At 28.2% G+C, this 22,730-nt stretch carries 22 protein-coding genes and 1 tRNA gene; 8 read left to right on the forward strand and 15 right to left on the reverse strand.

What is annotated here, in order from left to right:
* Window positions 1-9 precede the first annotated feature (9 nt).
* Together prmC and hemW are read right to left on the reverse strand one after the other, a co-directional pair.
* Entirely contained in the window at window positions 10-837 is an 828-nt protein-coding gene (prmC, locus tag IQC44_RS01805; protein ID WP_198304487.1) for a peptide chain release factor N(5)-glutamine methyltransferase, read from the reverse strand.
* A gap of 9 nt (window positions 838-846) precedes the next feature.
* Window positions 847-1,938 carry a radical SAM family heme chaperone HemW gene (hemW, locus tag IQC44_RS01810; RefSeq protein ID WP_198304488.1) on the reverse strand — a complete coding sequence of 364 codons (1,092 nt, stop codon included), beginning with the start codon at window positions 1,936-1,938 and terminating at the stop codon, window positions 847-849.
* Window positions 1,939-1,993: 55 nt separating this feature from the next.
* Here hemW and IQC44_RS01815 point away from each other — a divergent pair, with 55 nt between their 5' ends.
* Genes IQC44_RS01815 through folP form a run of 5 tightly spaced genes read left to right on the forward strand, consistent with a single transcriptional unit; the run spans window position 1,994 to window position 6,036 of the window.
* Window positions 1,994-2,488 carry an RNA pyrophosphohydrolase gene (locus IQC44_RS01815; RefSeq protein ID WP_198304489.1) on the forward strand — a complete coding sequence of 165 codons (495 nt, stop codon included), beginning with the start codon at window positions 1,994-1,996 and terminating at the stop codon, window positions 2,486-2,488.
* 19 nt (window positions 2,489-2,507) lie between these two features.
* Window positions 2,508-3,719: an aspartate kinase gene (locus tag IQC44_RS01820; protein ID WP_198304490.1), complete on the forward strand. Its 1,212-nt coding sequence runs from the start codon at window positions 2,508-2,510 to the stop codon at window positions 3,717-3,719.
* A 1-nt stretch (window position 3,720) separates the two neighbouring features.
* Window positions 3,721-4,272 (forward strand): HobA family DNA replication regulator, encoded by a 552-nt coding sequence (locus tag IQC44_RS01825; RefSeq protein WP_198304491.1) that lies wholly within the window; start codon window positions 3,721-3,723, stop codon window positions 4,270-4,272.
* Window positions 4,273-4,274: 2 nt separating this feature from the next.
* Window positions 4,275-4,898: a DNA polymerase III subunit delta' gene (locus IQC44_RS01830; protein WP_198304492.1), complete on the forward strand. Its 624-nt coding sequence runs from the start codon at window positions 4,275-4,277 to the stop codon at window positions 4,896-4,898.
* Between the two features lies 1 nt (window position 4,899).
* On the forward strand, window positions 4,900-6,036 hold the full coding sequence (gene folP / locus IQC44_RS01835; protein WP_198304493.1) for a dihydropteroate synthase: 1,137 nt from the start codon (window positions 4,900-4,902) through the stop codon (window positions 6,034-6,036).
* Window positions 6,037-6,045: 9 nt separating this feature from the next.
* Here the strand turns inward: folP and IQC44_RS01840 are convergent.
* The 6 genes from IQC44_RS01840 to metX form a co-directional block, all read right to left on the reverse strand.
* A tRNA-Glu gene (locus tag IQC44_RS01840) sits at window positions 6,046-6,121 on the reverse strand.
* A gap of 63 nt (window positions 6,122-6,184) precedes the next feature.
* Window positions 6,185-6,628, reverse strand: coding sequence for a Sua5 YciO YrdC YwlC family protein (locus tag IQC44_RS01845; protein ID WP_198304494.1), 444 nt, complete (start codon window positions 6,626-6,628; stop codon window positions 6,185-6,187).
* Window positions 6,629-9,871 (reverse strand): carbamoyl-phosphate synthase large subunit, encoded by a 3,243-nt coding sequence (carB, locus tag IQC44_RS01850; protein ID WP_198304495.1) that lies wholly within the window; start codon window positions 9,869-9,871, stop codon window positions 6,629-6,631. It abuts the gene before it with no gap.
* Between the two features lie 113 nt (window positions 9,872-9,984).
* Window positions 9,985-11,298 (reverse strand): Na+/H+ antiporter NhaA, encoded by a 1,314-nt coding sequence (gene nhaA, locus IQC44_RS01855; protein WP_198304496.1) that lies wholly within the window; start codon window positions 11,296-11,298, stop codon window positions 9,985-9,987.
* Complete coding sequence (xseB, locus tag IQC44_RS01860; RefSeq protein WP_198304497.1) at window positions 11,295-11,501, reverse strand: exodeoxyribonuclease VII small subunit; 207 nt, start codon at window positions 11,499-11,501, stop codon at window positions 11,295-11,297. The genes nhaA and xseB overlap by 4 nt, the downstream gene beginning before the upstream one ends.
* 2 nt (window positions 11,502-11,503) lie before the next feature.
* Window positions 11,504-12,607 (reverse strand): homoserine O-acetyltransferase MetX, encoded by a 1,104-nt coding sequence (gene metX / locus IQC44_RS01865; RefSeq protein WP_198304498.1) that lies wholly within the window; start codon window positions 12,605-12,607, stop codon window positions 11,504-11,506.
* Between the two features lie 167 nt (window positions 12,608-12,774).
* Between metX and IQC44_RS01870 the strand changes: the two genes are divergently transcribed.
* Both IQC44_RS01870 and IQC44_RS01875 read left to right on the forward strand, forming a co-directional pair.
* The gene (locus IQC44_RS01870; RefSeq protein WP_198304499.1) at window positions 12,775-13,038 is read left to right on the forward strand and encodes a hypothetical protein; all 264 of its coding nucleotides are present in this window, start codon (window positions 12,775-12,777) and stop codon (window positions 13,036-13,038) included.
* Window positions 13,039-14,133, forward strand: coding sequence for a YeeE/YedE family protein (locus IQC44_RS01875; RefSeq protein WP_198304500.1), 1,095 nt, complete (start codon window positions 13,039-13,041; stop codon window positions 14,131-14,133).
* A 24-nt stretch (window positions 14,134-14,157) separates the two neighbouring features.
* Here IQC44_RS01875 and ftsZ read toward each other — a convergent pair whose 3' ends face one another.
* From ftsZ to IQC44_RS01910, 7 genes are all read right to left on the reverse strand, one after another.
* Window positions 14,158-15,252 carry a cell division protein FtsZ gene (ftsZ, locus tag IQC44_RS01880; RefSeq protein ID WP_420837845.1) on the reverse strand — a complete coding sequence of 365 codons (1,095 nt, stop codon included), beginning with the start codon at window positions 15,250-15,252 and terminating at the stop codon, window positions 14,158-14,160.
* Window positions 15,253-15,302: 50 nt separating this feature from the next.
* On the reverse strand, window positions 15,303-16,682 hold the full coding sequence (gene ftsA, locus IQC44_RS01885) for a cell division protein FtsA (RefSeq protein ID WP_198304502.1): 1,380 nt from the start codon (window positions 16,680-16,682) through the stop codon (window positions 15,303-15,305).
* A gap of 2 nt (window positions 16,683-16,684) precedes the next feature.
* Window positions 16,685-18,148: a peptidylprolyl isomerase gene (locus IQC44_RS01890; RefSeq protein ID WP_198304503.1), complete on the reverse strand. Its 1,464-nt coding sequence runs from the start codon at window positions 18,146-18,148 to the stop codon at window positions 16,685-16,687.
* Between the two features lie 62 nt (window positions 18,149-18,210).
* On the reverse strand, window positions 18,211-20,535 hold the full coding sequence (locus IQC44_RS01895; RefSeq protein ID WP_198304504.1) for an AAA family ATPase: 2,325 nt from the start codon (window positions 20,533-20,535) through the stop codon (window positions 18,211-18,213).
* Window positions 20,522-20,887, reverse strand: coding sequence for a hypothetical protein (locus IQC44_RS01900; protein ID WP_198304505.1), 366 nt, complete (start codon window positions 20,885-20,887; stop codon window positions 20,522-20,524). Before IQC44_RS01900 ends, IQC44_RS01895 begins: the two co-directional genes overlap by 14 nt.
* The gene (locus IQC44_RS01905; protein ID WP_198304506.1) at window positions 20,877-21,233 is read right to left on the reverse strand and encodes an ArsC/Spx/MgsR family protein; all 357 of its coding nucleotides are present in this window, start codon (window positions 21,231-21,233) and stop codon (window positions 20,877-20,879) included. Before IQC44_RS01905 ends, IQC44_RS01900 begins: the two co-directional genes overlap by 11 nt.
* Window positions 21,234-21,301: 68 nt before the next feature.
* Window positions 21,302-21,991 carry a pseudouridine synthase gene (locus IQC44_RS01910; protein WP_228286222.1) on the reverse strand — a complete coding sequence of 230 codons (690 nt, stop codon included), beginning with the start codon at window positions 21,989-21,991 and terminating at the stop codon, window positions 21,302-21,304.
* 60 nt (window positions 21,992-22,051) lie between these two features.
* On the opposite strand from IQC44_RS01910, the gene aat reads away from it, so the two are divergent.
* Complete coding sequence (gene aat, locus IQC44_RS01915; RefSeq protein ID WP_198304507.1) at window positions 22,052-22,720, forward strand: leucyl/phenylalanyl-tRNA--protein transferase; 669 nt, start codon at window positions 22,052-22,054, stop codon at window positions 22,718-22,720.
* The last annotated feature ends 10 nt before the right edge of the window (window positions 22,721-22,730 follow it).

The following is a 22,730-nucleotide window of genomic DNA, read 5'->3' on the forward strand; positions in this document are numbered from 1 at the left end:
AATCCTTTTTTATTTTTTAAATTTTAGAGTAAATCCTCTATCAAAATTTTCATAATCTTTGTAAAAAGAGTGAAATTCTACATTAAACTCTTTAAAATACTCTTCTAAAGGCTTTTTCTGGTCAAAGCCCATTTCACAAAGCAAATATGGAATATTTTTTTCATTTGTTATTTTTATAATATTTTTCAATAACTCATCTCCAATCTCTCCTCCAAAAAGTGCATTTCTTGGCTCAAACTCCACATTTTTTGGCAGTTTATAATTATTTGCAATATATGGTGGATTTGAAACTACCATAAAAATATTATCTTCTAAAATATTTTCAAATAAATTACTAAGTCTAAAATCAATTTTTTCTAAAACTCCAAATTTTTCGGCATTTTGCTTTGCCAACTCCAAAGCTTTAGGATTTATATCAACAGCAATTATTTTTATATTTTCGACCATTAGTGCCAACATTACAGAGATTATTCCACTTCCCGTTCCTATTTCAACTATTATTTTTTCATCTTTTTGCTCTTTTAAAATATTAAAAGCATTTTCTACTAAAAGTTCAGTCTCTGGTCTTGGAATTAAAACTCCCTCATTTACAATAAACTGTTCTCCATAAAATGAAGCTTTTTTTGTAATATATTCAAGTGGATAATTTGTAGCTCTTTTTTTTACCAAAAGTGCTAACTCTTTCTCCTTTTCAAACTCTTTGTTATAATTTAAATGCAACCAAATAGGGTTTTTATCAAGTAAAAACATAATCAAAATCTCAACTTCTTTTGCAGGAATATGAGTGATATTTTTTAAATCATTTGTATATTTTCTAACACAATCTTTTATTGTCAATTTTATTCCTTAATCTAATATATAAAGTGCCAATTCATCAGCAAGTAAGTAGTTTTTATTAATCACTTTATTCTCTTTTTTTTCTAGCTTTTTCTCAAAAACCAAATCATCAACTTTTTTTAACTCATTTTGATTTAAAAGCTCTAATTCCACACCAAATTTACATCTAAAACCTAACAGAACTTTTTCAGCCTTTATATCTTCGCAACTCAGTTCCTCTTTTTCAACAAGTAGCGGATTTTCAATATATTTTTCTATATTTTTTTCGCTATATTCTCTAATATTTTCTATACAAGCAACTGCACCAGCACCTATTCCCATATATTCATTGTATTGCCAATAACCATAGTTGTGTTTTGATTCAAACTCTTCATTTGTAGAAAAGTTTGCTATCTCATATTGATTAAAACCTAAATCTTTTAAATAATCAAAAATTTCATAACTTAAATCTTCATCATCTATTTTTAAACTTTTTTTACTTTTTTGAAGAGATTTTTCATCTAAAAAAAACTTTGTATTCTCTTCAATTATCAAAGAATATGCACTAATATGATTAATTCCTAAACTTTTTACAATATCAAAATCTTTTTTTAAGCTCTCAAAACTATCATTTACAACACCATAAATAATATCACAATTGATTTTTTTGAATCCAACTTTTTTGGCATTTTCTACTGCTTCAACGGCACTTTGACTACTATGAGCTCGACCCAAAAACTTTAACTTTTGTTCATCAAAACTTTGAACTCCAAAACTAATTCTATTTACACCCAAAGAAAACATCTCTTCTTGCCAAGAAAAAGTTGCTGAATTTGGATTTGCTTCTGTTGTAATTTCTGCATTTTCTTCTAAAAATGGTTTTATTAAAGAGAAAATCTCTTTATAACTTGAAGCTTTTATTGTTGATGGTGTTCCGCCACCAATAAAAACAGTTTTTATTTTTCTATTTTTATTTATAATATGTTTTTCTAAATTTTCAACTAATTGCTTTTTTAAAGCTTCCATATAGTCATCTTTTAACTTAAATTTTGTTGTATATGAGTTAAAAGCACAATAGAAGCATTTGCTATCGCAAAAAGGTATATGTATATATAAAAGCAATTTTTAATCCTATATTTATTAAAATATCCACCTAATTATAAGGAAAAGTATATTTATGACTGATAAAGAAGAGATTATTAAAAAAGAGAAAAAAAATTTTAGACCAAATGTTGCAGCAATTATATTATCATCTAAATATCCTGCTAAATGTGAAATTTTCATAGCTTCAAGATCGGATATTGCAAATGCTTGGCAATTTCCACAAGGTGGAATTGATGAGGGTGAAAGTACAAAAGAGGCTTTGTTAAGAGAGCTTGAGGAGGAGATAGGAACTAGAGATGTTGAGATTATTGCAGAATATCCAACTTGGGTCTCTTATCTTTTTCCTGCTGTAATTGCTCAAAAAATGTACCCTTATGATGGACAAAAACAAAAATATTATTTAGTAAAACTAAAACAGGGTGCAAAAATTAATATAAACACTGAAATCCCAGAGTTTAGTGAGTATAAATTTGTAAGCACAAAAGAAGTTTATGAACATATAACATTTTTTAAAAGAACAGTTTATAAACAGGTCTTGAAGTATTTTAAAGATGAGGGATATATTTAAAAAAAGGAAAGAGAATTAGATGTTAAAAGTACTTAAATTTGGTGGAACAAGTGTAGGAACACTTGACAGAATCCAAAATGTTGCAAATATTATTAAAAACTTAAGAGATCAAGGTGATGATATTATCGCTGTTGTTTCTGCTATGAGTGGTGAAACAAATAAACTTATTGAGTATGCTGAATTTTACACAAAAACTCCAGAACCAAAAGAGCTTGATATGCTTTTAAGTTCGGGTGAAAGAGTAACTTCAGCCCTACTTTCTATTGCTTTAAATAGTATGGGATATAAAACTATCTCTATGACAGGTCGAGAAGCTGGGATTAGAACAGATGGTTCTCATACAAAAGCTAGAATTGAAGAAATAGATTCAAGCAAAATGAAACAAGCAATTAAAGAGGGAAATATTATTATAGTTGCTGGTTTCCAAGGAGTTACACTTGATGGTTCAAGAGTTACAACTTTGGGTCGAGGTGGAAGTGATTTAAGTGCTGTTGCAATTGCAGGAGCTATAAATGCAGATGTTTGTGAGATTTATACAGATGTTGATGGAATTTATACAACAGACCCACGAATTGAGCCAAAAGCGAAAAAATTAGAGAAAATCTCTTATGATGAGATGTTAGAACTTGCAAGTCTTGGTGCAAAAGTTCTACAAAATAGATCAGTAGAGATGGCAAAAAAATTAAATGTAAATTTAGTATCAAGAAGTAGCTTCACTCCTGAAGTTGAAGGTACATTAATCACAAATGAAGAGGAAATTATGGAAAAACCAATAGTAAGTGGAATAGCTTTAGATAAAAATCAAGTTAGAGTTGGAATGTATGGTGTAGTTGATAGACCAGGAGTTGCAAGTGGTATTTTTACAGCACTTGCTGATGCAAATATAAATGTAGATATGATTGTTCAAACAAGAGGACTTGATGGAACAACAGATTTAGATTTTACAGTTCCAACAAATGAATTAGAAATTTGTAAAAAAGTTATGGAGCAATTTAGACCTCAAGCAAAAAATATTGATTACAACGAAGCAATTTGTAAAGTTTCAATAGTTGGTGTTGGTATGAAATCTCATACAGGTGTTGCTTCAAAAGCATTTACAGCTATGGCAAATGAAAATATAAATATCAGAATTATCTCTACAAGTGAGATTAAAATATCTATGATTATAGATGAAAAATATGCAGAATTAGCAGTTCGTGCTTTACACGATGCTTACGAATTGGATAAATAATTTGCAAGAATTTTTAAACTGGACAGTTGATACAATCAGGGAAGATAGACTTATATCTCCTTGGTTGGAAGAGAAAAAATTTGAATGGACACCAATAGTTGCAAGAAATATTACAAATATTTTGGATAAAAATTTCTCTATTATTGTAATAACAGATAAAGAAAGAGAGTGGTTTTTAAACTATATTTTGTCAAATATAAACTCAAACAAACTAAATAGACCATATCTTCCATACTATGACTTTAGATCATTTTACAGATATATAGATGGTGTAAAATCAGATGAAGACATTTCAAATATAAAAGATATGCTAAATATCTCATTTCCAAATGGTTATAGTTTTTGGTATATTGGGAAATCTCAAGACAGTAGAGCAAATATAGCAAAAATGTCAAAAAACTCTTTTCTTTGGTTATTTGATGAAGAGAAACAAGATGCCTTTAACCTAAAATCAAATGATGAAGCTCTTGATATGAAGCTTTTACAAATGTTTAGATTATATAATAAAACTATAAGTGCTGCTCTTTTTGCCCAAATAAATGTGGAAAACTAATCTTGCAAGAGTTTTATTTTAAATCTCATATTTTACTTGTAGATGATATTGAACAAGCTTTAGAGAGACAAATATCTCTTTATCCAAAACACTCAACAAGAGTTATAAAAAATGATGAAAAAGATGAGTTCCAAATAGCTCAGGCAAATTTAGCTATAAAAGAGGCATATATTGCTACAAGTGAAACAAAATATATATTTTTATGTGGAGCAACTTTTAGAATAGAAGCTCAAAATGCTCTACTAAAAATTTTAGAAGAGCCACCTTTAAATATTGTTTTTATTATCTTGACAAATCTAAAAAGTACCCTACTTCCTACTATTTACTCAAGATTAGCATATAAAAATTTAAGAAAAATAGAAGAAAAACAAGAGTCAAATCTTGATATAAAAAGGTTAGATTTAAAAGATATTTACTCTTTTTTAAAAGAAAATCAGAAAATATCAAAAGATGAAGCAAAAAATATTGTTGAATCTATCTTAATAAAAATAAAAAATGAGAAAATAGAGTTAAAAGAGAAAGAGCTAGAAATTTTTTCAAAAGCTATAAAACTATTGGATTTAAACTCAAAACCAATAAATGTTTTAACTCTTCTTCTTTTAACTATATTTAATAAAAAGAGCTAAAATGCAAATTTATAAAGTTTCTTTAAATGATGCAAGTAGTTTTTTAACTAATCTAAATTGTGATGTAAGTGGTGTGAAAATTATGTCAAAAAAGGCGAAAATACACACTTTATTTATCAAAAATCTTCATGTTGGAGCTGCAAATATACTAAAACAAGATGCTTTATCTATTGGGGCTGATTTAGCTGTTCCTGAGGGTGTTATAATTGCAAGAGATAAATATGTAAATGTTTTGCTTATAGGTTCTACAAAACATCTTGAAATTCTAAGTAAAAAAGAGTTGGCTCAACCTTTTGGATTAAAAGATTTGGCAAAACAACTAAAAGATTTCACAAAAAATATTAAATTCCCAACAAAAATAATGGGAGTTTTAAATCTAAATAGTGACTCTTTTTTTGAAAAAAGTAGATTTTCTAGTCAAAATATCTGCCAACAAATTGAAAATATGATAGAAAATGGTGCTAATATTATAGATATTGGTGGAGTTTCAAGTCGTCCTGGAAGCATTTATATTGGAGATGATGAAGAGTTCAAAAGAGTAAAAGATACTATAGATTTAATTTACAAAAATAGATATTTTGATAAAGTAGAATTTTCAATAGATTCATACTCACCACAAACAGTAAAATATTCACTTGATAATGGATTTAAAATAGTAAATGATATTACAGGTTTACAAAATGATGAAATTTGTAAAATTACAGCTAGTTACAATGCAAAAGCTGTAATTATGCATATGCAAAATGACCCACAAAATATGCAAGAGAGTCCAAGTTATGAAGATATTATGCTTGAAATTGATAGTTTTTTTGCACAAAGAATAGAAAAAGCAAAAAGTTTTGGAATAGAAGATATTATTTTAGATGTTGGAATTGGATTTGGTAAAAATTTAGAACATAATCTTACTTTAATCAAAAATTTAGAACATTTCAAACATTTTGGTTATGAACTTTTAGTTGGAGCTAGTAGAAAGTCTATGATAAACCAAATAGTAGAATCAAAAATAGAAGATAGACTTAGCGGAACTTTGGCTATTCATTTAGAGTCTTTGAAAAATGGTGCAAGTATTATTAGATGTCATGATGTAAAAGAGCATTTTCAAGCGATTAAAGTTTTTGAGGCTATAAATAATATTTAAATTTTAATATGGCGACCCCAGCAAGATTCGAACTTGCGTCTTTAGGAGGAAATCCTAAGGTCCTTGGCCACTAGACGACAGGGTCATAAAAAAGAATATGGATTATAGTTAAGTTTGAGTTTTAATTTGCTTAAAAATAATCTTTAATTTACCTTATTCTTTCTACTCTTTGCTTATAAAATTTAAATATTTTTGAAGAGTTTGTCTCATAAAATCCTCTAGTTTCTATAACTTCAACATCACAATTTTTAAAAGCAAAATCATAATCAAAACTCTCTTTTGTTCTATTTGCTGAAGTTGAAGATAAAACTTTAAACTTTTTAATAAAATCAAAAAAATTACTATCTTTATTTACAACTCTAAAAGAGCTTAAGTTTGGGTATATAAAAGTAGTTTTATGGCTATTTCTAACCATTTTTCTATACTTTTTTGGAACTCTTGTAAACTCTTTTAGAGTTTCAAAACTATCAACAGTTTTTAAAATTTTTTGATTAGCAGGTCTTTGTTTTATATTTGATAGCTTCTCATCATCAAATGACGAGAAACCAACAGTAGTATCTGTTTGTATCAAATATACTAAATTTGAATTCATTTAGTAGTTTAAGTACTCTTGAATAGATTTAGGAGTTGAAACATCTGAAGTTTTTAACTCTTTTATAGCATCAGCAGCAGCCTCTGCCGCAGCTACAGTTGTAAAATATGGAACACTCATTCTTAAAACTGCTCTTCTTATCTCTTTTCCATCATCTTTTGAAGATTCTTGCTCACCGCTTGTATTTATAGCCATTGTAATATCACCATTTGTTAAAAGGTCTGTAATATTTGGTCTTCCTTCACTAACTTTTAAAACTTTTTCACAAACTATTCCAGCTTCAGAGATAATTTTTTCTGTTCCACCTGTTGCACAAATAGTAAAGCCACTTTCAACTAAGCTTTTTGCAATACTACTTGCAAATGGTTTATCCAATTCACAAAGCGAAATAAACACTTTTCCAGTTTTTGGTAAAGAGTTTTTAGCAGCATTTTGGCTCTTTGCAAATGCCATAGCAAAGTTATCAGCAATTCCCATAACCTCACCTGTACTTTTCATCTCTGGACTTAAAAGTAAATCTGCACCTACAAGTTTATTGAAAGGAAAAACAGACTCTTTAACTGCAACATGATTTTTAAGTTTTGGTTTTAAAACACTGTTGTCTTCATATACAATATCTCTATCATAAACTTTTAAAGCATCTCTTAAACTATGTCCCCACATAACTCTAGTTGCTACTTTTGCAAGTGGTATTCCTGTTGCTTTACTAACAAACGGAACTGTTCTACTAGCTCTTGGGTTTACTTCAATTAGATAAATTTGCCCTTTATGAATAGCATATTGAACATTCATAAGTCCCACAACTCCAAGCCCTAAAGCCATCTCTTTTGTTTTTACTTCTAACTCTTTGATTAATTTATCATCTATACTTATTGGAGGAAGTGAACAAGCACTATCTCCTGAGTGAATACCTGCTTCTTCAATATGTTGCATAATTCCACCAATATATGCCTCTTTTCCATCACAAATACAATCAACATCAAGCTCTATTGCTCTATCAAGGAATTTATCAATTAAAACTGGTGCATCATTTGAAACTGAAACCGCTTCATCCATATATTGTGTAAGTTCAGCAGTTGAATAAACTATTTTCATACCTCTTCCACCAAGAACGAATGAAGGACGAACAAGTACAGGATAGCCTATTTTCTCAGCTATTCTTATAGCCTCATCAAGTTTTACTGCTGTTCCATTTTCTGGTTGTAAAAGCCCAATTTTTTCAACAAAAGCAGAGAATTTTTTTCTATCTTCAGCTAAATCAATAACATCTGCTGTTGTTCCAATTATCTTTGCTCCTGCTTTTGTTAAAGCTTGTGCAAGTTTTAGTGGAGTTTGCCCACCAAAGTGTACGATTACACCATCTGGTTGCTCTTTTTCTACAACACTTCTTACATGTTCAAAATCAATTGGTTCAAAATATAAAACATCTGAAGTATCATAATCTGTTGAAACTGTTTCAGGGTTACAGTTATACATAATCGTTTTTACACCCATTTCAGCTAGTGCGAAACTTGCATGTACACAACAATAATCAAACTCTATTCCTTGCCCAATTCTATTTGGTCCACCACCAATAATCATAACTTTTTTATCGTTTGATTTAGGAATTTCTACTTTTGGAAGTTTTGAAACATTTGTAGTTGAATAAAGGTATTGATTTAAAGCTTTAAACTCTCCTGCACAAGTATCAACTTCATTATATTCAAAATCAATATCTAGTTTTTTTCGGGCTGTATATACATCTTCTTCTGTTTTTGCTATTTTTTGTGCAATAAATTTATCACTAAATCCATTTGATTTTACTTTTCGTAAAAACTCTACATCTTCTAAAATAGCTGGTGTCATAGCAAGTTCAAGTTCATACATCTCTCTAAACTTAGCTAAAAACCACGGATCAATTTTTGATAACTCAAAAATATCTTCATTTGATAATCCCATTCTCATACCATCCATTAGGTATTGAAGTCTTTTATCATTTGGTCTTCTAATCTCTTTTTTAATTAGCTCTAAATCTGTTGAGATACTATCAAACCCACAAAGCCCAGTTTCAAGTGAGCAAAGAGCTTTTTGAATACTCTCATTAAAGTTTCTTCCAATAGACATAACTTCTCCAACACTCTTCATAGAAGTTGTTAAAGTAGAGTTTGCTTTTGGGAATTTTTCAAAAGTAAATCTAGGAACTTTTGCAACAATATAATCAACTGCTGGTTCAAAACTAGCTAATGTTCCTGTCATATCATTTTCTATCTCATCAAGAGTAAATCCAACTGCTAAAAGAGTTGAAACTTTTGCTATTGGGTAACCTGTTGCTTTTGAAGCAAGTGCAGAACTTCTACTTACTCTTGGGTTCATCTCAATAACAAGCATTCTTCCAGTGTTTGGACACATAGAAAACTGCACATTTGAACCTCCACTATTTACTCCAACTTCTCTTAAAATCGCAAAAGATGCTTCTCTCATTTTTGCATACTCTTTATCTGTTAGAGTTAGTGCTGGAGCAATTGTGATACTATCTCCTGTATGAACTCCCATTGGGTCAAGATTTTCAATAGAACAAACAACTATACAGTTGTCATTTGTATCTCTTATAATTTCCATTTCATACTCTTTCCAACCTAAAACTGATTCTAAAATCTCAATTTCATTGATTGGACTTGCATCAAGTCCTGCTTGTGCAAGAGCTTTAAACTCTTCCATATTATAAGCAACACCACTTCCAGCACCAGCAAGTGTAAATGAAGCTCTTGAGATAACTGGAAAACCAATATCTTTAGCTATTTTAATAGCTTCTTCAAGATTATAAGCATTTTCACTTCTTGGCAAATCAAGTCCTATTTTTTTCATACTTTCAGTAAAAAGATGTCTATCTTCACCTTTTTTGATAGCTTCTGGATGAACTCCTAAAAAAGTAATTCCTTCTAAAAGCCCTTTTTCATACATAGAAGTTGCAATATTTAGTGCTGTTTGACCACCCATTGTTGGTAAAATCGCATCAATATTCTCCTTTTTAATTATATTTAAAACAACCTCTTCAGTGATTGGTTCTATATAAGTCTTATCAGCAAATTCTGGATCTGTCATGATTGTTGCTGGGTTTGAGTTTACAAGTACAACTCTATAACCAAGCTCTTTTAAAGTTTTAGTAGCTTGTGTTCCTGAGTAATCAAACTCACACGCCTGTCCTATAACAATTGGTCCTGAACCAATTAACAAAATGTTTTTTATATCTTCTCTTTTTGGCATAACTTTCCTTTCGCTGATTTAAAATTTGGCAAGTTTATCTAAAAAGTACTTAATATTTTGTTAGGTAAAGTAGTATAAAAGGTGTAGTTTAGTAAATTTTTAAAATATAAAAGCTAAATGCTTTTATATTTTAATCTATATTTTATAATTATAAGTGTAACACCTATTACAGTTGCAATAAATGATGCTAAGAATATTCCAATTTTAATAGCAGAAATTACAACTTCATCTGTAAATGCTAGGTTTGCTATAAAAATAGACATTGTAAACCCAATTCCAGCAATAAATCCAACAGATAAAATCTCAAACCAAGTTATATTTGCAGGTTTTTTTATAATTTTTAATTTCGTAGCTATATAAACAAAAGAGAAAATTCCTAAAGGTTTTCCTAATAAAAGCCCCAAAGCAACACCTAAAACTATCATTAAATGTTCAGTAACTGCTGTAAAATCTAATAAAACTCCAGCATTTGAAAAAGCAAAGATTGGCATAATAAAAAATGCAGAGAAACCATGAAGATTATGTTCTAACCTAATAAGTGGATTTTGAACTCTATCATATCCATAAGCTAAACCTTCAAGAGCATTTATTTGTCTATTATTTAATATTGGGCTATCATCTTTATGTTTTTCAAATTCATGAAGACTAAATTTAGTAGTATCAATAAAATCTTTTTCATCCATTTTAGAGCTAATAGGAATAGCAAATGCTAATAAAACTCCAGCAATTGTAGCATGAACTCCAGTTTCGTGAATATATATCCATAAAAAAATACCTAATATCAAATATGGTAAAAGTTTTTTAACATCAAAATAGTTTAATAACCAAATTAAAGCATAAATAACTGTTGCATGAATAAAATATATAAAATGTAACTCATTTGTATAAACAAAAGCAACAACCAAAATAGCTCCTAAATCATCAATTACAGCAAGAGCAACTAAAAAAAGTTTAACCAAAGGATTTACTCTTTTACCTAGAAGCATTAAAATAGCTATTGCAAAAGCAGTATCTGTTCCCATTGGAATACCAAAACCTAACATATTATCAGGATTAAAAGCTATATAAATTAATGCTGGAACTATCATTCCACCTAAAGATGCTATAAAAGGAAAAAAGGCTTTTGAAGCACCTGCTAATTCACCTATTAAAATTTCTCTTTTAATCTCCAAACTAACCATTAAAAAAAATAGTGCCATTAGACCATCATTTATCCAAAGTCTAATTGGCATTGTTATTGTATTGTCTCCTAAAGTTAATCCAAAATCTTTATCCCAAAAAGCAAAATATTCAGCTCCTATATTTGAATTAGCAATAAAAATAGCAAAAATTGTAACAAATAAAAGAAGTATACCACTTAGAGCCTCTTTCGAGATAAAGGTATCTATTACCCTACTTTTCTTTTTTACAGGTGCTATATCTATCATACTTTATTCTCTGCTGTAAAAATCAATTTTGCCTCTTCAAGCAACTTTTGAGCTAATTCAAGCTCTTTTATTCCATCATTGTATAATTTCAATGAATCACTTAAAGTAATATCATTTTTTGTAAGTTTTTCTAAAATCTCTTTTGCTTTTAAAACTCTATTTTCAAAACTAATATCTTCACTATTTATAATATTTTCTTGCATTTTTAATCCTTTAAAATATCTTTTATATGTTCTTCAAATTTTTCAACTTCAACCAAAAATGAGTCATGTCCACTTGAACTATCTACTTCTAAGTATGTTGTTTGCTCTTTTTTTCCAATTTTTTCCATAATATCTCTTATTTCTCTCATCTCTTCAGGAAAAAATAGCATATCATCTTTAAAAGAGATTAAGTGAAGTTTTCCAGCAATCTTTTGAAAACTATCTTCTAATTTATCTTTATTTCTTCCTGCATCAAAAATATTTATTGTTTTACAAATATATAAATATGATAAAGGATCAAAAAATTTTGGAAAACTATAAGAGTTGTGTTCAAGATATTTTTCTATCTCAAATCTTCCAAAAAGTTCATAAAGCCCATCTGTTTCGACATAATCTCTTGCAAATTTTTTATTAAATAAGCTAGGGCTTAAATATGCAATGAGTCCTGCCATTCTTCCAACGGCCAAACCAACTAAACCACTAGCCTTTAAATCATCTTTTAAATAATTTCCATTTTTAAAATTTATATCGTGTCTTATTGCTTCAATTGCTATTTTATTTAGTGCAATTACCCAAGGTCTTGTATATGCTGTACAAGCAAGTGCTATATAATGCTTTGAAAAATTTGGGTGTTCTATTGCATAGCATAAAGTCTGCATTCCACCCATACTTCCACCAATTACTGCAAGAGCATTTGTAATTCCTAGTTTTTTATAAAGCTTCATTTGAGCATTTACAATATCTGAAATAGTTAAAACTGGAAATTTTAACCTATACTCTTTTTTTGTACTTGGATTAATGCTTAATGGAGATGTAGAGCCATAAGAACTTCCAATATTATTTGAACAAATAACAAAATATTTTTCTGTATCTATAGTTTTTTTATCTCCAATAAACTTATCCCACCAACCAGCTTTTGCCTCATTTTCATATCTTCCAGCTGCATGATGGCTACCTGAAAGAGCATGACAAATTACTATAACATTTGATTTATCTTCATTTAATGTTCCATAAGTCTCATAAATTATCTCAAACTCTTCAAGCAATCTTCCACTTTCAAGATATAAAGGTTCATTAAATTTCTCTATTTTCGTCTCTATTTTCAAAATATTTTCCAAAATTTTTATATTTTTTAATATTAAAGTCTATCTAAACTAAAATAAAAAAGCCTTTTAGTGACACTATTTTATAAAAATAATCCATTTTATATACTATTTTATTAAATAAAAGTAATTTTTAATATAATAAATAAAAATTTTATAAAGGATATATTTTGAGTAAAATAAAAGAGCTTGAGATACTTTTAAAAACTGATGTTTTAGTAGAAGTAGAAGATGAAATAGTTGCTATAAAAAAGCTTTTAGAAAAAAATAGTAATAACAAAAATTTAAAAATTGAGTTAGAATATATGCAAGATGTAAAAAAATTTTACAATGAAGCTTTAAATCAAATTGAAAAAGGAAGCTTAAGTGAAGAAGAGGCAAATAATATTCTTTTAGATCTTGAAGATATGAGAGAAGATGAGGATGAAATATAGATGTTTGAAATAGAAACTTATAGTTTAGTAAATATTTTTGGTATTTTAATAGGACTTATTTTTGGATTTATTGCACAACAAAAACAGTTTTGTTTTAGTGGAAGTATAAAGGATTTCTTACAAATAAAATCTACAAAAAGAGCAGCTAGTGTAATAATGGCGATGATTGTAGCAATATTATCAACTCAAATTTTATCAAATATTTTTGATATAGATTTAACTCAAAGTGCCTATTTCAAAAGTGATATAAACTATTTTGCGATAATTATTGGTGGACTTTTATTTGGTGCTGGAATGATGATAGCTGATGGTTGTAGTAGTAGAAGTATAGTTAAATTTGCGCAAGGTGATTCAAATGCCCTTGTTACTTTAATTTTTATAGCAATATTTGCATATGCTACAACAAAAGGTGTTTTATTTGAACTTATAAACCCAATTATAAATAATCAAATATTAATTGATGCTTCAAAAGTTTTGGAGAATTTTCAATTAAATATCTATTTTATTTTAGGTGTTTTATTAATACTTTTATACCTTTTTACAAAAAAAATAAAAAGAGTTTTTTCTCTTTATGATGGTGCAATAATTGGACTTTTAATCGGATTTGCTTGGTATGTAACAGGCTATATTGGACTTGAAAGCTTTGATAAAGAGATACAAACTCAAGCTATTAGTTTTGTATATCCTAGTGCAAAAACTTTAGAACTTTTTACATATTATCAAGTAAATGAGTTTAGTTTTGGAGTTTGTTTAGTTATTGGAGCAATGATAGGAACATATATTTCAACACTATTTAACAAAAAGTATAGCTTTGGTTGTACAGCAAATCTTGGAATTAAAAAAGTAAAATACAATATGATTGGTGGTGCAATGATGGGTGTTGGTGGAATTATGGCTATTGGTTGTACTGTTGGTCAAGGATTAAGTGGGCTTTCTACTTTAGTTTTTAGCTCATTTTTAGCAATAATTTCTATTTTTGTTTCTGGATACTTTACAGGAAAATTCCTACATAAAAGAGATAAATTAGCAATGTGTTTTATTTTTGAGTGGGAAGATGATAATAAGAAAAATAAAGAGATAGATTTTCAAATATAAAAAGGTTTTAAAACCTTTTTATATCTATTTTAAGATATATTGAATTTTATAATCTCTCATAAGAGGTGGTGTATCTAAATAATTTTCGCTATCAACAGGAACTGATTTTGGTTCTGCTTCATCTCCTGAAGTATCATTTTGCTCTCTATCTTCATTTTTTGAATCAAATCCTGTAGCAATAATAGTTACTTTAATCTCATCATTTTCTAAAGTTTTATCAGTAGTTGTTCCAAAAATAATATCTGCATTTTGATCTAATTTATCGTGAATTGTACTCATAACACTTGAAATTGCAAAAAGTGTAATATTTGGGCTCATACTAAAATGAATTAATATACCTTTAGCACCTTCAAGAGGAACTTTATCTAAAAGTGGCGAATTAATTGCATTATCAAGAGCATCTTGAACTGAATTTTCACCTTTTCCTTTTCCAATCCCCATTAAGGCAATACCTTTATGTTTCATAATAGTTTTAACATCTGCAAAGTCTGTATTAATATCTGAATGTCCTGGATTTAAAATAACCTCACTCATTCCAACTACGGCTTGATATAAAACATTATCAACTATTTTAAATGAATTTTTAAAAGTTAAACCAACATCAACAATCTCATTTAACTTCTCATTTGGTATAACTATTAATGAATCACTAACTTTTTTTAGCTCTTCAAGACCTAAATTTGCTAATCCAGCTCTTTTTTTACCTTCCCAAGCAAAAGGTTTAGTAACAACAGAAACTGTCAAAGCTCCAACATCTTTTGCTGCTTTTGCAATAATTGCTGCTGCCCCTGTTCCTGTTCCTCCACCTAATCCAGAAGCAACAAAAACTATCTCAGTTCCTTCTAAAACAGATTTAATCTCTTCATAACTCTCAATTGCTGAATCTCTTCCTATTTCAGGATTCATTCCTGCTCCAAAACCTTTTGTTAATTTTGGACCTAACTCGATTTTCTTTGGTGCTTTTGAAGAGTGTAAAGATTGTAAATCTGTATTTGCAACTATTAAATCAATTTTATGAGCTCCCTCTTCTATCATATGGTTTACCATATTACAACCACCACCACCAACTCCAATTACAGCAATTTTTGGTTGGTTGTTTGATAAAACTCTTGTTGGCATCTGCTCTGTTACTTTTATTTCATTTGTTCCAAATAAGTTAATATTTTCCATTAAAACCACTCCGTTACTTTTTTGAATATCTTACCAAATCCCTCTTTTTTCTTCTCTTTTACAAGATGAGTTAAATCCATTCCGCCACTATCTTTTATAGAGTAAGAGTCTTGTTTTGGTTCTGTTACTTTATTTGCCATATTTTGCATATTTATAATATCCAAAGCTCTCTCTTTTTGAATTGGTCTTACAAGTTTTTTACTAGAATCAAGTTGATAGCTTCTATTTTTACCTAAAGAGTACTCTAAAAGCCCAACTATAGTGGACATATAAGCTTCATCAAAATTTACATCAAAGCTATTTATAATTGGTTTTGGAGCAGCAATACTAATAGGAATTCCTTCAAAAACTTTTCTTGCTAAATCTTTTATTCCATCAAGATAAGTCATACCACCAGTTAAAACAATTCCTGAACCTGTGCTATCTAAAAGTGCATTTTTCTTTAATTTTTTCTTAACTAAACTCAAAACTTCTTCAACTCTAGCATGAATTATTGTTTGAATTGAATCAAGTCCAATTTCAGAAGTAGTATTTTCATCGCCAATTCTTGGAGTTTTAACCTTTCTATCTTCAAGTTCATTATTTTCAGAATAGTTTTTAATTAAAGACCCATATTCTAATTTTATATTTTCAGCAGCACTAGGAGGTGTATGAAGCATAATAGATAAATCTGTTGTAATATGGTTTGAACCAACTGGAATAAAACCATTATAAACAATAGAATTCCCTTTAAAATATACAAATTCAGTCGCAGTTGAACCTAAATTCACAACAACAGCACCAAATTTCTTTTGTTGTTCATCTAAAACAGCTAAAGCTGAAGCATAAGAGTCTAAAACAAATCTAATATTATCAATTCCAGAAGATTTTAAAGCAGATTTAATATTTGTCAAAGCAGTTCTTTTTGACATTACTATATTTACAGAAACTTCAAGTCTCGTTCCATTCATATTTAAAGGATTATCTACTTCTACACTATCATCAACTTTAAAAAACATAGGAATTACATGAACAACTTCGTAATCTGGAACTATTGTAGCATTATATAAAGCCATTTGCATAACTTGATTAATCTCTGTTTCAGAGATTATTCCATTAGGAACATTTACTGAACCTGTACTTCTATGGCTTTTTGAGTAAGCTCCAGAAATTGAAACTACTGATGTATCAAATTGCTCATTTGTAGATTTTTTTGCCATTTCAACAGCATCTTTTATAGATTTTGAAGCATCTTCAATGTTGATTATTAAACCTTTTTCTATTCCACTACTTATTTGAATCCCTGTACCTAAAATATTTATATTATTGTCATTATCAAGTTTTGCAATAACAGTAGTAATAGCAGAAGAGCCTAAATCAATTGTTAAAATATTATTCAATGTTACTCCTTTGTTTGTATTGATGTTTTTATTGTGTATATTGTTTCTAATTTTTTTAATAGATTATTAATTAAATCACTCTCTTGAACTTGCATTACTGCATTTTTTACTAATTCATCTTTTGATTTATCATAAGCTGCCATTTTTGAGTTATTTATTCTATATAAAATGGCTTTATTCTCTAATCTAATTACACCCTCTTTTTTAGTAGCAGAAAATAGTTGATTTAAAAAATTCGCAGCTTCTTGTTGAGCAAGAGCAGGAATTTTAGAGATAGTTTCTCTTGTAACTCCATTTATATTATCTCCTGTAAATCCTTCTAAAGAAGAGTTTGCAACTTCATCTAATTTTTTAGATTTTAACTCTTTCTCAAAATCTAAAATAGCTTGTTCTTTTGCTTCTTCAAAACTAAGAGGAGTAGAAGCTTTTTTATTTACTAATTTCACAATATAGTAGTTGTTGTTTTCAAAAAATGGCTTTACAATCTCTCCATTTTTAACTTCATTTATTTTTTCTAAGTTCTCAGGTAAAAATGGCAATTTAGACTCAACAAAGTTCTCTTTTTTATCAAATTTCTCTTCATCTTTTTTAAGTTTTAAATATAAAGATAAAGCCTCTTTTTTCGTAAACTTTTCATCTAAATCAGCAATTACTTGCCCTTTTGCCTCTTCAAAAGATTTTATCTTTCCATCTTCAAATTTATAATCTGATTTAAATTTATCATATTGTGCTTTTATCTCATCTTCAGTTGGATTTGAAGGTACCAAAGGTATAGTTTTCATCTCTAAATCATAAGAAACTTCACTTAAATATCTATTTTTGTTTGCTTCATGATAAGTTTTTAACTCTTCATCTTTTACTTCAACTTTAACATCATCTAAAGATAAAATTTTAATAGTAATATCATCTTCAATAAATAACAACTTACTAAGATTTTCAATCTCTTTTTGACTCGGATTTAAAACAAATAAATCTTGAGTTTTTTGTAGTAAAATTTGATTTTTTAAACTCTCTTCAAAATCTTTTGGAGCTAATTTATTTTGATTTAAAACTTTTATATATGTCTCTTTATCAAATTTTCCATCTTTTTGAAAAACTTCATATTTTATAAGCTCTTTAGCAACTTCTTCATCAGTAGAAACAAGTCCCAAAGAGTCACCATAAGACATAATAAGGTTTTTTTCTAAAACTTTTTTAAAAGCTATATCTTTTAATTTTAATTGTTCAGCTAACTCTTTTGAAAACATAGGACCAAACATCCTAGCATACTCATTATAGAGGTTTGAGTACTCTTGCTGATACTCATCAACAGTTACTTCTTTACTACCAACCTTAGCAACAACTCCGCCTTTAGAACCATAATCATAAGACCCCCAACCAACAAATCCAGCCCCAACAAATGCTATTGTACTAATCCAAATAGTAATAACCAGCCATTTTTTATGCCTTTGCATCCAAGTTATCATAAATTAAAATCCTCTTAAATTTTTTTAGAGGATATATTACAAAAAAATTGCTTTTATGTTATTTAAATAGATATAGCTAAACTATTTGTTTGAGTAATTTTCTCATTTTTACTTAATAAATCATTTAAAATACTCTCTCTAATAGTTACCTCTATTTTCTTACAAGCACTCTTAAAAGCCTCTTCTTCTCCAACAATAAAGCACATCTTTTTTGCTCTTGTAATTGCTGTATATAAAAGCTTTGTATTGTGCATTATATAGTGTGAAAAGGTAATAGGAATTAAAGCATTTTCATACTCCATACCTTGAGTTTTATGAATAGTTAAACAGTATGCAAGATTTAAAAGGTTATGAATATTATCAAAGTCGTAGAATACCACCATATCATCATTCGGATATAGAACTACACATTTTTGTTCATCAAAATCAAGCTTAATAACAAGCCCCAATTGACCGTTATAAACTCTTCTTTCCATAAATTCGCTAGAGTTACTTTTGTACATACTCATAGTTTGAGCTTTCATATTCTCATTTTTTATATGAATTACCTTATCTGTTAGTTTATACTCCATCTCTTTTATCTTCAAACTTTTATTTTTTGTATGATTAAAAAGTCTTTGAAGTTCAATATTTAAGTTCTCAACTCCTAAAATTCCACCTTTCATAGGAGTAATTACTTGAAAAAGAGTAAGAGCCTTTCCTATTTTTTTCTCTTTTATAAAATCATAATAGTTTTGTATATAATCACTTGCAATATTTAAAATATTATTCAAAATATACTCACTATTTTCACCTCTTATATTTTGAAATTCATTTTGACTTAAAGAGTTTTTTTGTGAATAGTAGTTTGAAATAGAGACATCAATAAATTTAAAATCTTCATAATCCTCTTTATAGTTTGGCAACTCCCCTTTTCTTATATCATTTGCAATTACTGCTATTGCTTGGTTTTCATTTTGTCTATAAATTTTTGTAAGTTTACAAATACTAGCAAGATTGTGCTTTATACTATCAGCTAAGATATTTCCAGCTCCAATAGCAGGAAGTTGCCCATCATCTCCAACTATTATAAAAACTGTATCATCTGAAATTTTGCTTATAATTTGATAAAAAGTTAAAGAATTTACCATTGAAGCTTCATCTAGTAAAATAGCTTTATATGGGAAAAAATCTTTCTCTTTATGTTTTACAAGTAAGCTTTGAATAGTGCTTGAATTGTAGCCTGTTGTATCACTTATTCTTTGACTTGCAATTCCACTTAAAGCTATTGTCATAATATCATCATAGCTCATAATCTCTTCAAGAAGTTCTAAAATTGCCCTACTTGAAGTTGATTTTCCTGTTCCTGCATAACCTATTAAAAATAGAGTTTTTTCTCCAGAATTTATAAGTTCAACTGCTTTTTTTTGCTCATCACTCAAAGAAAAACCTAAAGTTTGCTCTTTTTTCTCTAAATAATCATCAAAATTTTCAATAATTTTTCTATTTTTATCATCTTTTCTTCTATTAAAAAACTCCAAAATAGACTTCTCTGCAAAATACAACATAGATAGAGCTACACGATTTTCTGCTGTACTATAAATCTCCTCTTTTGCTAACATCTTTGTCAAAATATTTTCATAAAGCATCTCTTCATTTGAAAATCTCAAACTATCATCAAGAAGTTTATATAGATGAAATTTATCTATAGATGAGTTTCCATTGTTATCACAAAATTCTCTTAAAGTGTAGTTTATACAAGCTCTTATTCTAAACTCTGATTTTAAATCAATGCCCAAAGCTTTTGCTATTTCATCGGCTCTTTTAAAACCTATTCCTTTTATATTTATCAAAATATATGGATTATTTTTTATCTTCTCTATTAAGTTTTCAACTTCACTAAAAGTTGAGTATATTTTTGTAATCAAATTTGAAGTTACTCCAAATTTTCCCAAAAAAGCCCCAAGTTCTCGTAAATGTTTAAAAGAGTGCCAAGAGTTTAAAATCATTTTTAATTTTTTCTCTTTTATTCCTTTGAAGTTTAAAAGCTCATTTGGATTTTTCTCTAAAAGTTCAATAAGCCCAGCTTCACCGTATTTGTCCAAAATCTCATTTGCAGCTTTTTTTGTAAAACCTTTTACAATTTTTGTAAGAAAAAAAAGTAATTCATGCTCTTTTATTTGCAAAGTATTAAACTCAAACTGAACCCCATATTTACTGTGAGTTGTCCAGTTTCCACTCATTATAATCTCTTCACCAACAAGTTTTTCAATATCTGCATCAAAATATGTTCCACAAATTTTTTGATTATTTTCTAAAACTGCAATAATATATTTTGTCTCATCATTTTTATATAGAACTTTTTTTAAAACTCCTGTTAAGTTAAAGCTTTTCTCAGTTTCCGTCATCAAATCTACTTTTTTTATGTTTTTCTTTTTTATATGTGCTTTTATTTTTCTCTTTTTGAAGCAAATTTGCCTCTTTTAAAAGCATTGCTCTTTCATCTACAAAATCATCACTTGGATTTTTCACAGAAATTATAGTTTTTTCTATAAAACTATTTAAAAGCGAATAATAATCAGAATAAAGCTCTACTTTTGGAGTTTTGCACATATCTTCATAGTTCTTAAAAGTTCTTTTTATAAAAATATCTTTATTGAAATCTTCTAGTTTTAATAAAGATATAGTTCTTGTTAAAAATTTTTCAACAACTCTTATATAACGAATTCTAAGCTGTTTTTCATTTATATTAAAACTCATTTAAAATATCTTCAATTTTTAAAGGTAGTCTAGCTATAAAAGCCTTTGTATCTCCTATAATAATTGGTCTTTGAATTAATATTGGATTTTGTTCAAGTATCTCTAAAAGTCTGTTTTCATCATCTATATTTTTTATATCAAGTTCCAAATACTCTTTTTCACTATCTCTTATTAGCTCTTTTACTCCAATATTTAGCTTGTTTAAAAGCTCTTTTATCTCAACTTTTGACGGTGGATTTTCTAAATAGTTTCTCACATTTATTTTAATACCATTATCATCTAAATAGCATTTTGCACTATTTGATTTTGAACAAGCCATATTGTGCCACATTGTCAAGTTTTGCATAGTTTCTCCCAAGATTTTTTTTAATTATAACCAAAAGTTCTAAATTTTTGAAAAAATATTGCAGTTTGTTATATTTTAAATGAAGATATATTTAAAAGTTTAAATTCGCCCTCTTTTAAATCATTAATATTTTCTCCTGCAAACTCCAATCTATGAAGATTTATCACCTTGTTTTTTGTATAAGCAAACATTCTTTTTACTTGGTGATATTTGCCCTCAACTATTTCAAGATGAACCAAAGTTGAAGTTATTTCTATTAAATTTGCTGGTTTCAAAGCCTTTTCTTCGCCATTTAAAACTATATTTCCACTAGCAAAAAGCTCTTTTTCATCTCCATTTAAAGGGTATTCCAAACTTACTTCATAAATTTTTTTTACATCTTTTTTTGGACTTGTAAGCCTATGATTTAAATCTCCATCATCTGTTAAAAGTATAATTCCACTTGTGTCAATATCCAATCTTCCAATAGTTGAAATTTTTGGGTTTCTATTTTGGTATCTTACTGGAAGTAACGAATATATAAGCTTTCCTGCATCACTATGCGAACAGATATAACCTTTTGGTTTATTTAAAGCTATAAGTAATTTTTCATCATCTAAAGGCTCATCATTTACCATAATATCACTATGATTTGCTTTTGTGCTTGGATTAAAAATTCTCTCATTTTTAATAGTAACAATATTTTGTCTTAAAAATCTTTTTGCTTCACTTCTACTACAATACCCCAAACTTGATAAAAATGCATCTAATCTTTTCAAAATAGTTTTCCAATCTTTATTTTTTCGTGATTTTAACACTATTTTATATAAAATACAAATATGAAACTATTAGATAAAAATGAAAAAATTTGGCTACTTAATATTGATAATTTTAATTTTCCTACAAAAAAACAGATGAAAAATGATTTAGTTGCCATTGGTGGAGATTTTCATCCACAAAGATTAGTAAATGCATATGAAAATGGTCTTTTTCCTTGGTTTATAGATGATTATGGATATATAAATTGGTATAGCCCAAATAGAAGAATGGTTTTAAAACCAGAAGAGATGAAAATATCAAAAAGCCTTAAAAAGTCAATAAATAATAGAGGTTTTGTAGTTAAATCAAACACAAACTTTATTGAAGTTATCAAAAATTGTTCAAAAGTAAAAAGAAAACATGAAGATGATACTTGGATAAGTGATGAGTTTATTTATGCTTATACACAACTTCATGAACTAGATGTTGCAAATAGTATTGAAGTTTATCTTGACAATCAGCTTGTTGGTGGGCTTTATGGCTTGGTTATTGGTGATATTTTTTGTGGAGAAAGTATGTTTTCTCTTGTAAATGATGCTTCAAAAGTAGCATTTTATCATCTTTGTCTTTGGGCAAAAAACAGTGATATAAAACTTATAGATTGCCAAGTTTATAATCCACATCTTGAAAGTCTAGGAGCTTATGAAATAAGTAGAGATGAATATTTCAAAATATTAAATAAAAACTAAAAAAGCCGAT

Origin of the sequence: Arcobacter vandammei (assembly GCF_016106035.1) — a bacterium.
In the GTDB taxonomy this organism is placed as follows: domain Bacteria; phylum Campylobacterota; class Campylobacteria; order Campylobacterales; family Arcobacteraceae; genus Aliarcobacter; species Aliarcobacter vandammei.

Coding starts and splice junctions, on each gene's coding strand:
- IQC44_RS01815 (WP_198304489.1), top strand. CDS start 1,994: ATGACTGATAAAGAAGAGATTATTAAAAAAGAGAAAAAAAATTTTAGA.
- IQC44_RS01820 (WP_198304490.1), top strand. CDS start 2,508: ATGTTAAAAGTACTTAAATTTGGTGGAACAAGTGTAGGAACACTTGAC.
- folP (WP_198304493.1), top strand. CDS start 4,900: ATGCAAATTTATAAAGTTTCTTTAAATGATGCAAGTAGTTTTTTAACT.
- IQC44_RS01845 (WP_198304494.1), bottom strand. CDS start 6,628: ATGAATTCAAATTTAGTATATTTGATACAAACAGATACTACTGTTGGT.
- carB (WP_198304495.1), bottom strand. CDS start 9,871: ATGCCAAAAAGAGAAGATATAAAAAACATTTTGTTAATTGGTTCAGGA.
- nhaA (WP_198304496.1), bottom strand. CDS start 11,298: ATGATAGATATAGCACCTGTAAAAAAGAAAAGTAGGGTAATAGATACC.
- xseB (WP_198304497.1), bottom strand. CDS start 11,501: ATGCAAGAAAATATTATAAATAGTGAAGATATTAGTTTTGAAAATAGA.
- IQC44_RS01875 (WP_198304500.1), top strand. CDS start 13,039: ATGTTTGAAATAGAAACTTATAGTTTAGTAAATATTTTTGGTATTTTA.
- ftsZ (WP_420837845.1), bottom strand. CDS start 15,252: ATGCCAACAAGAGTTTTATCAAACAACCAACCAAAAATTGCTGTAATT.
- IQC44_RS01890 (WP_198304503.1), bottom strand. CDS start 18,148: ATGATAACTTGGATGCAAAGGCATAAAAAATGGCTGGTTATTACTATT.
- IQC44_RS01895 (WP_198304504.1), bottom strand. CDS start 20,535: ATGACGGAAACTGAGAAAAGCTTTAACTTAACAGGAGTTTTAAAAAAA.
- IQC44_RS01900 (WP_198304505.1), bottom strand. CDS start 20,887: ATGAGTTTTAATATAAATGAAAAACAGCTTAGAATTCGTTATATAAGA.
- IQC44_RS01905 (WP_198304506.1), bottom strand. CDS start 21,233: ATGCAAAACTTGACAATGTGGCACAATATGGCTTGTTCAAAATCAAAT.
- aat (WP_198304507.1), top strand. CDS start 22,052: ATGAAACTATTAGATAAAAATGAAAAAATTTGGCTACTTAATATTGAT.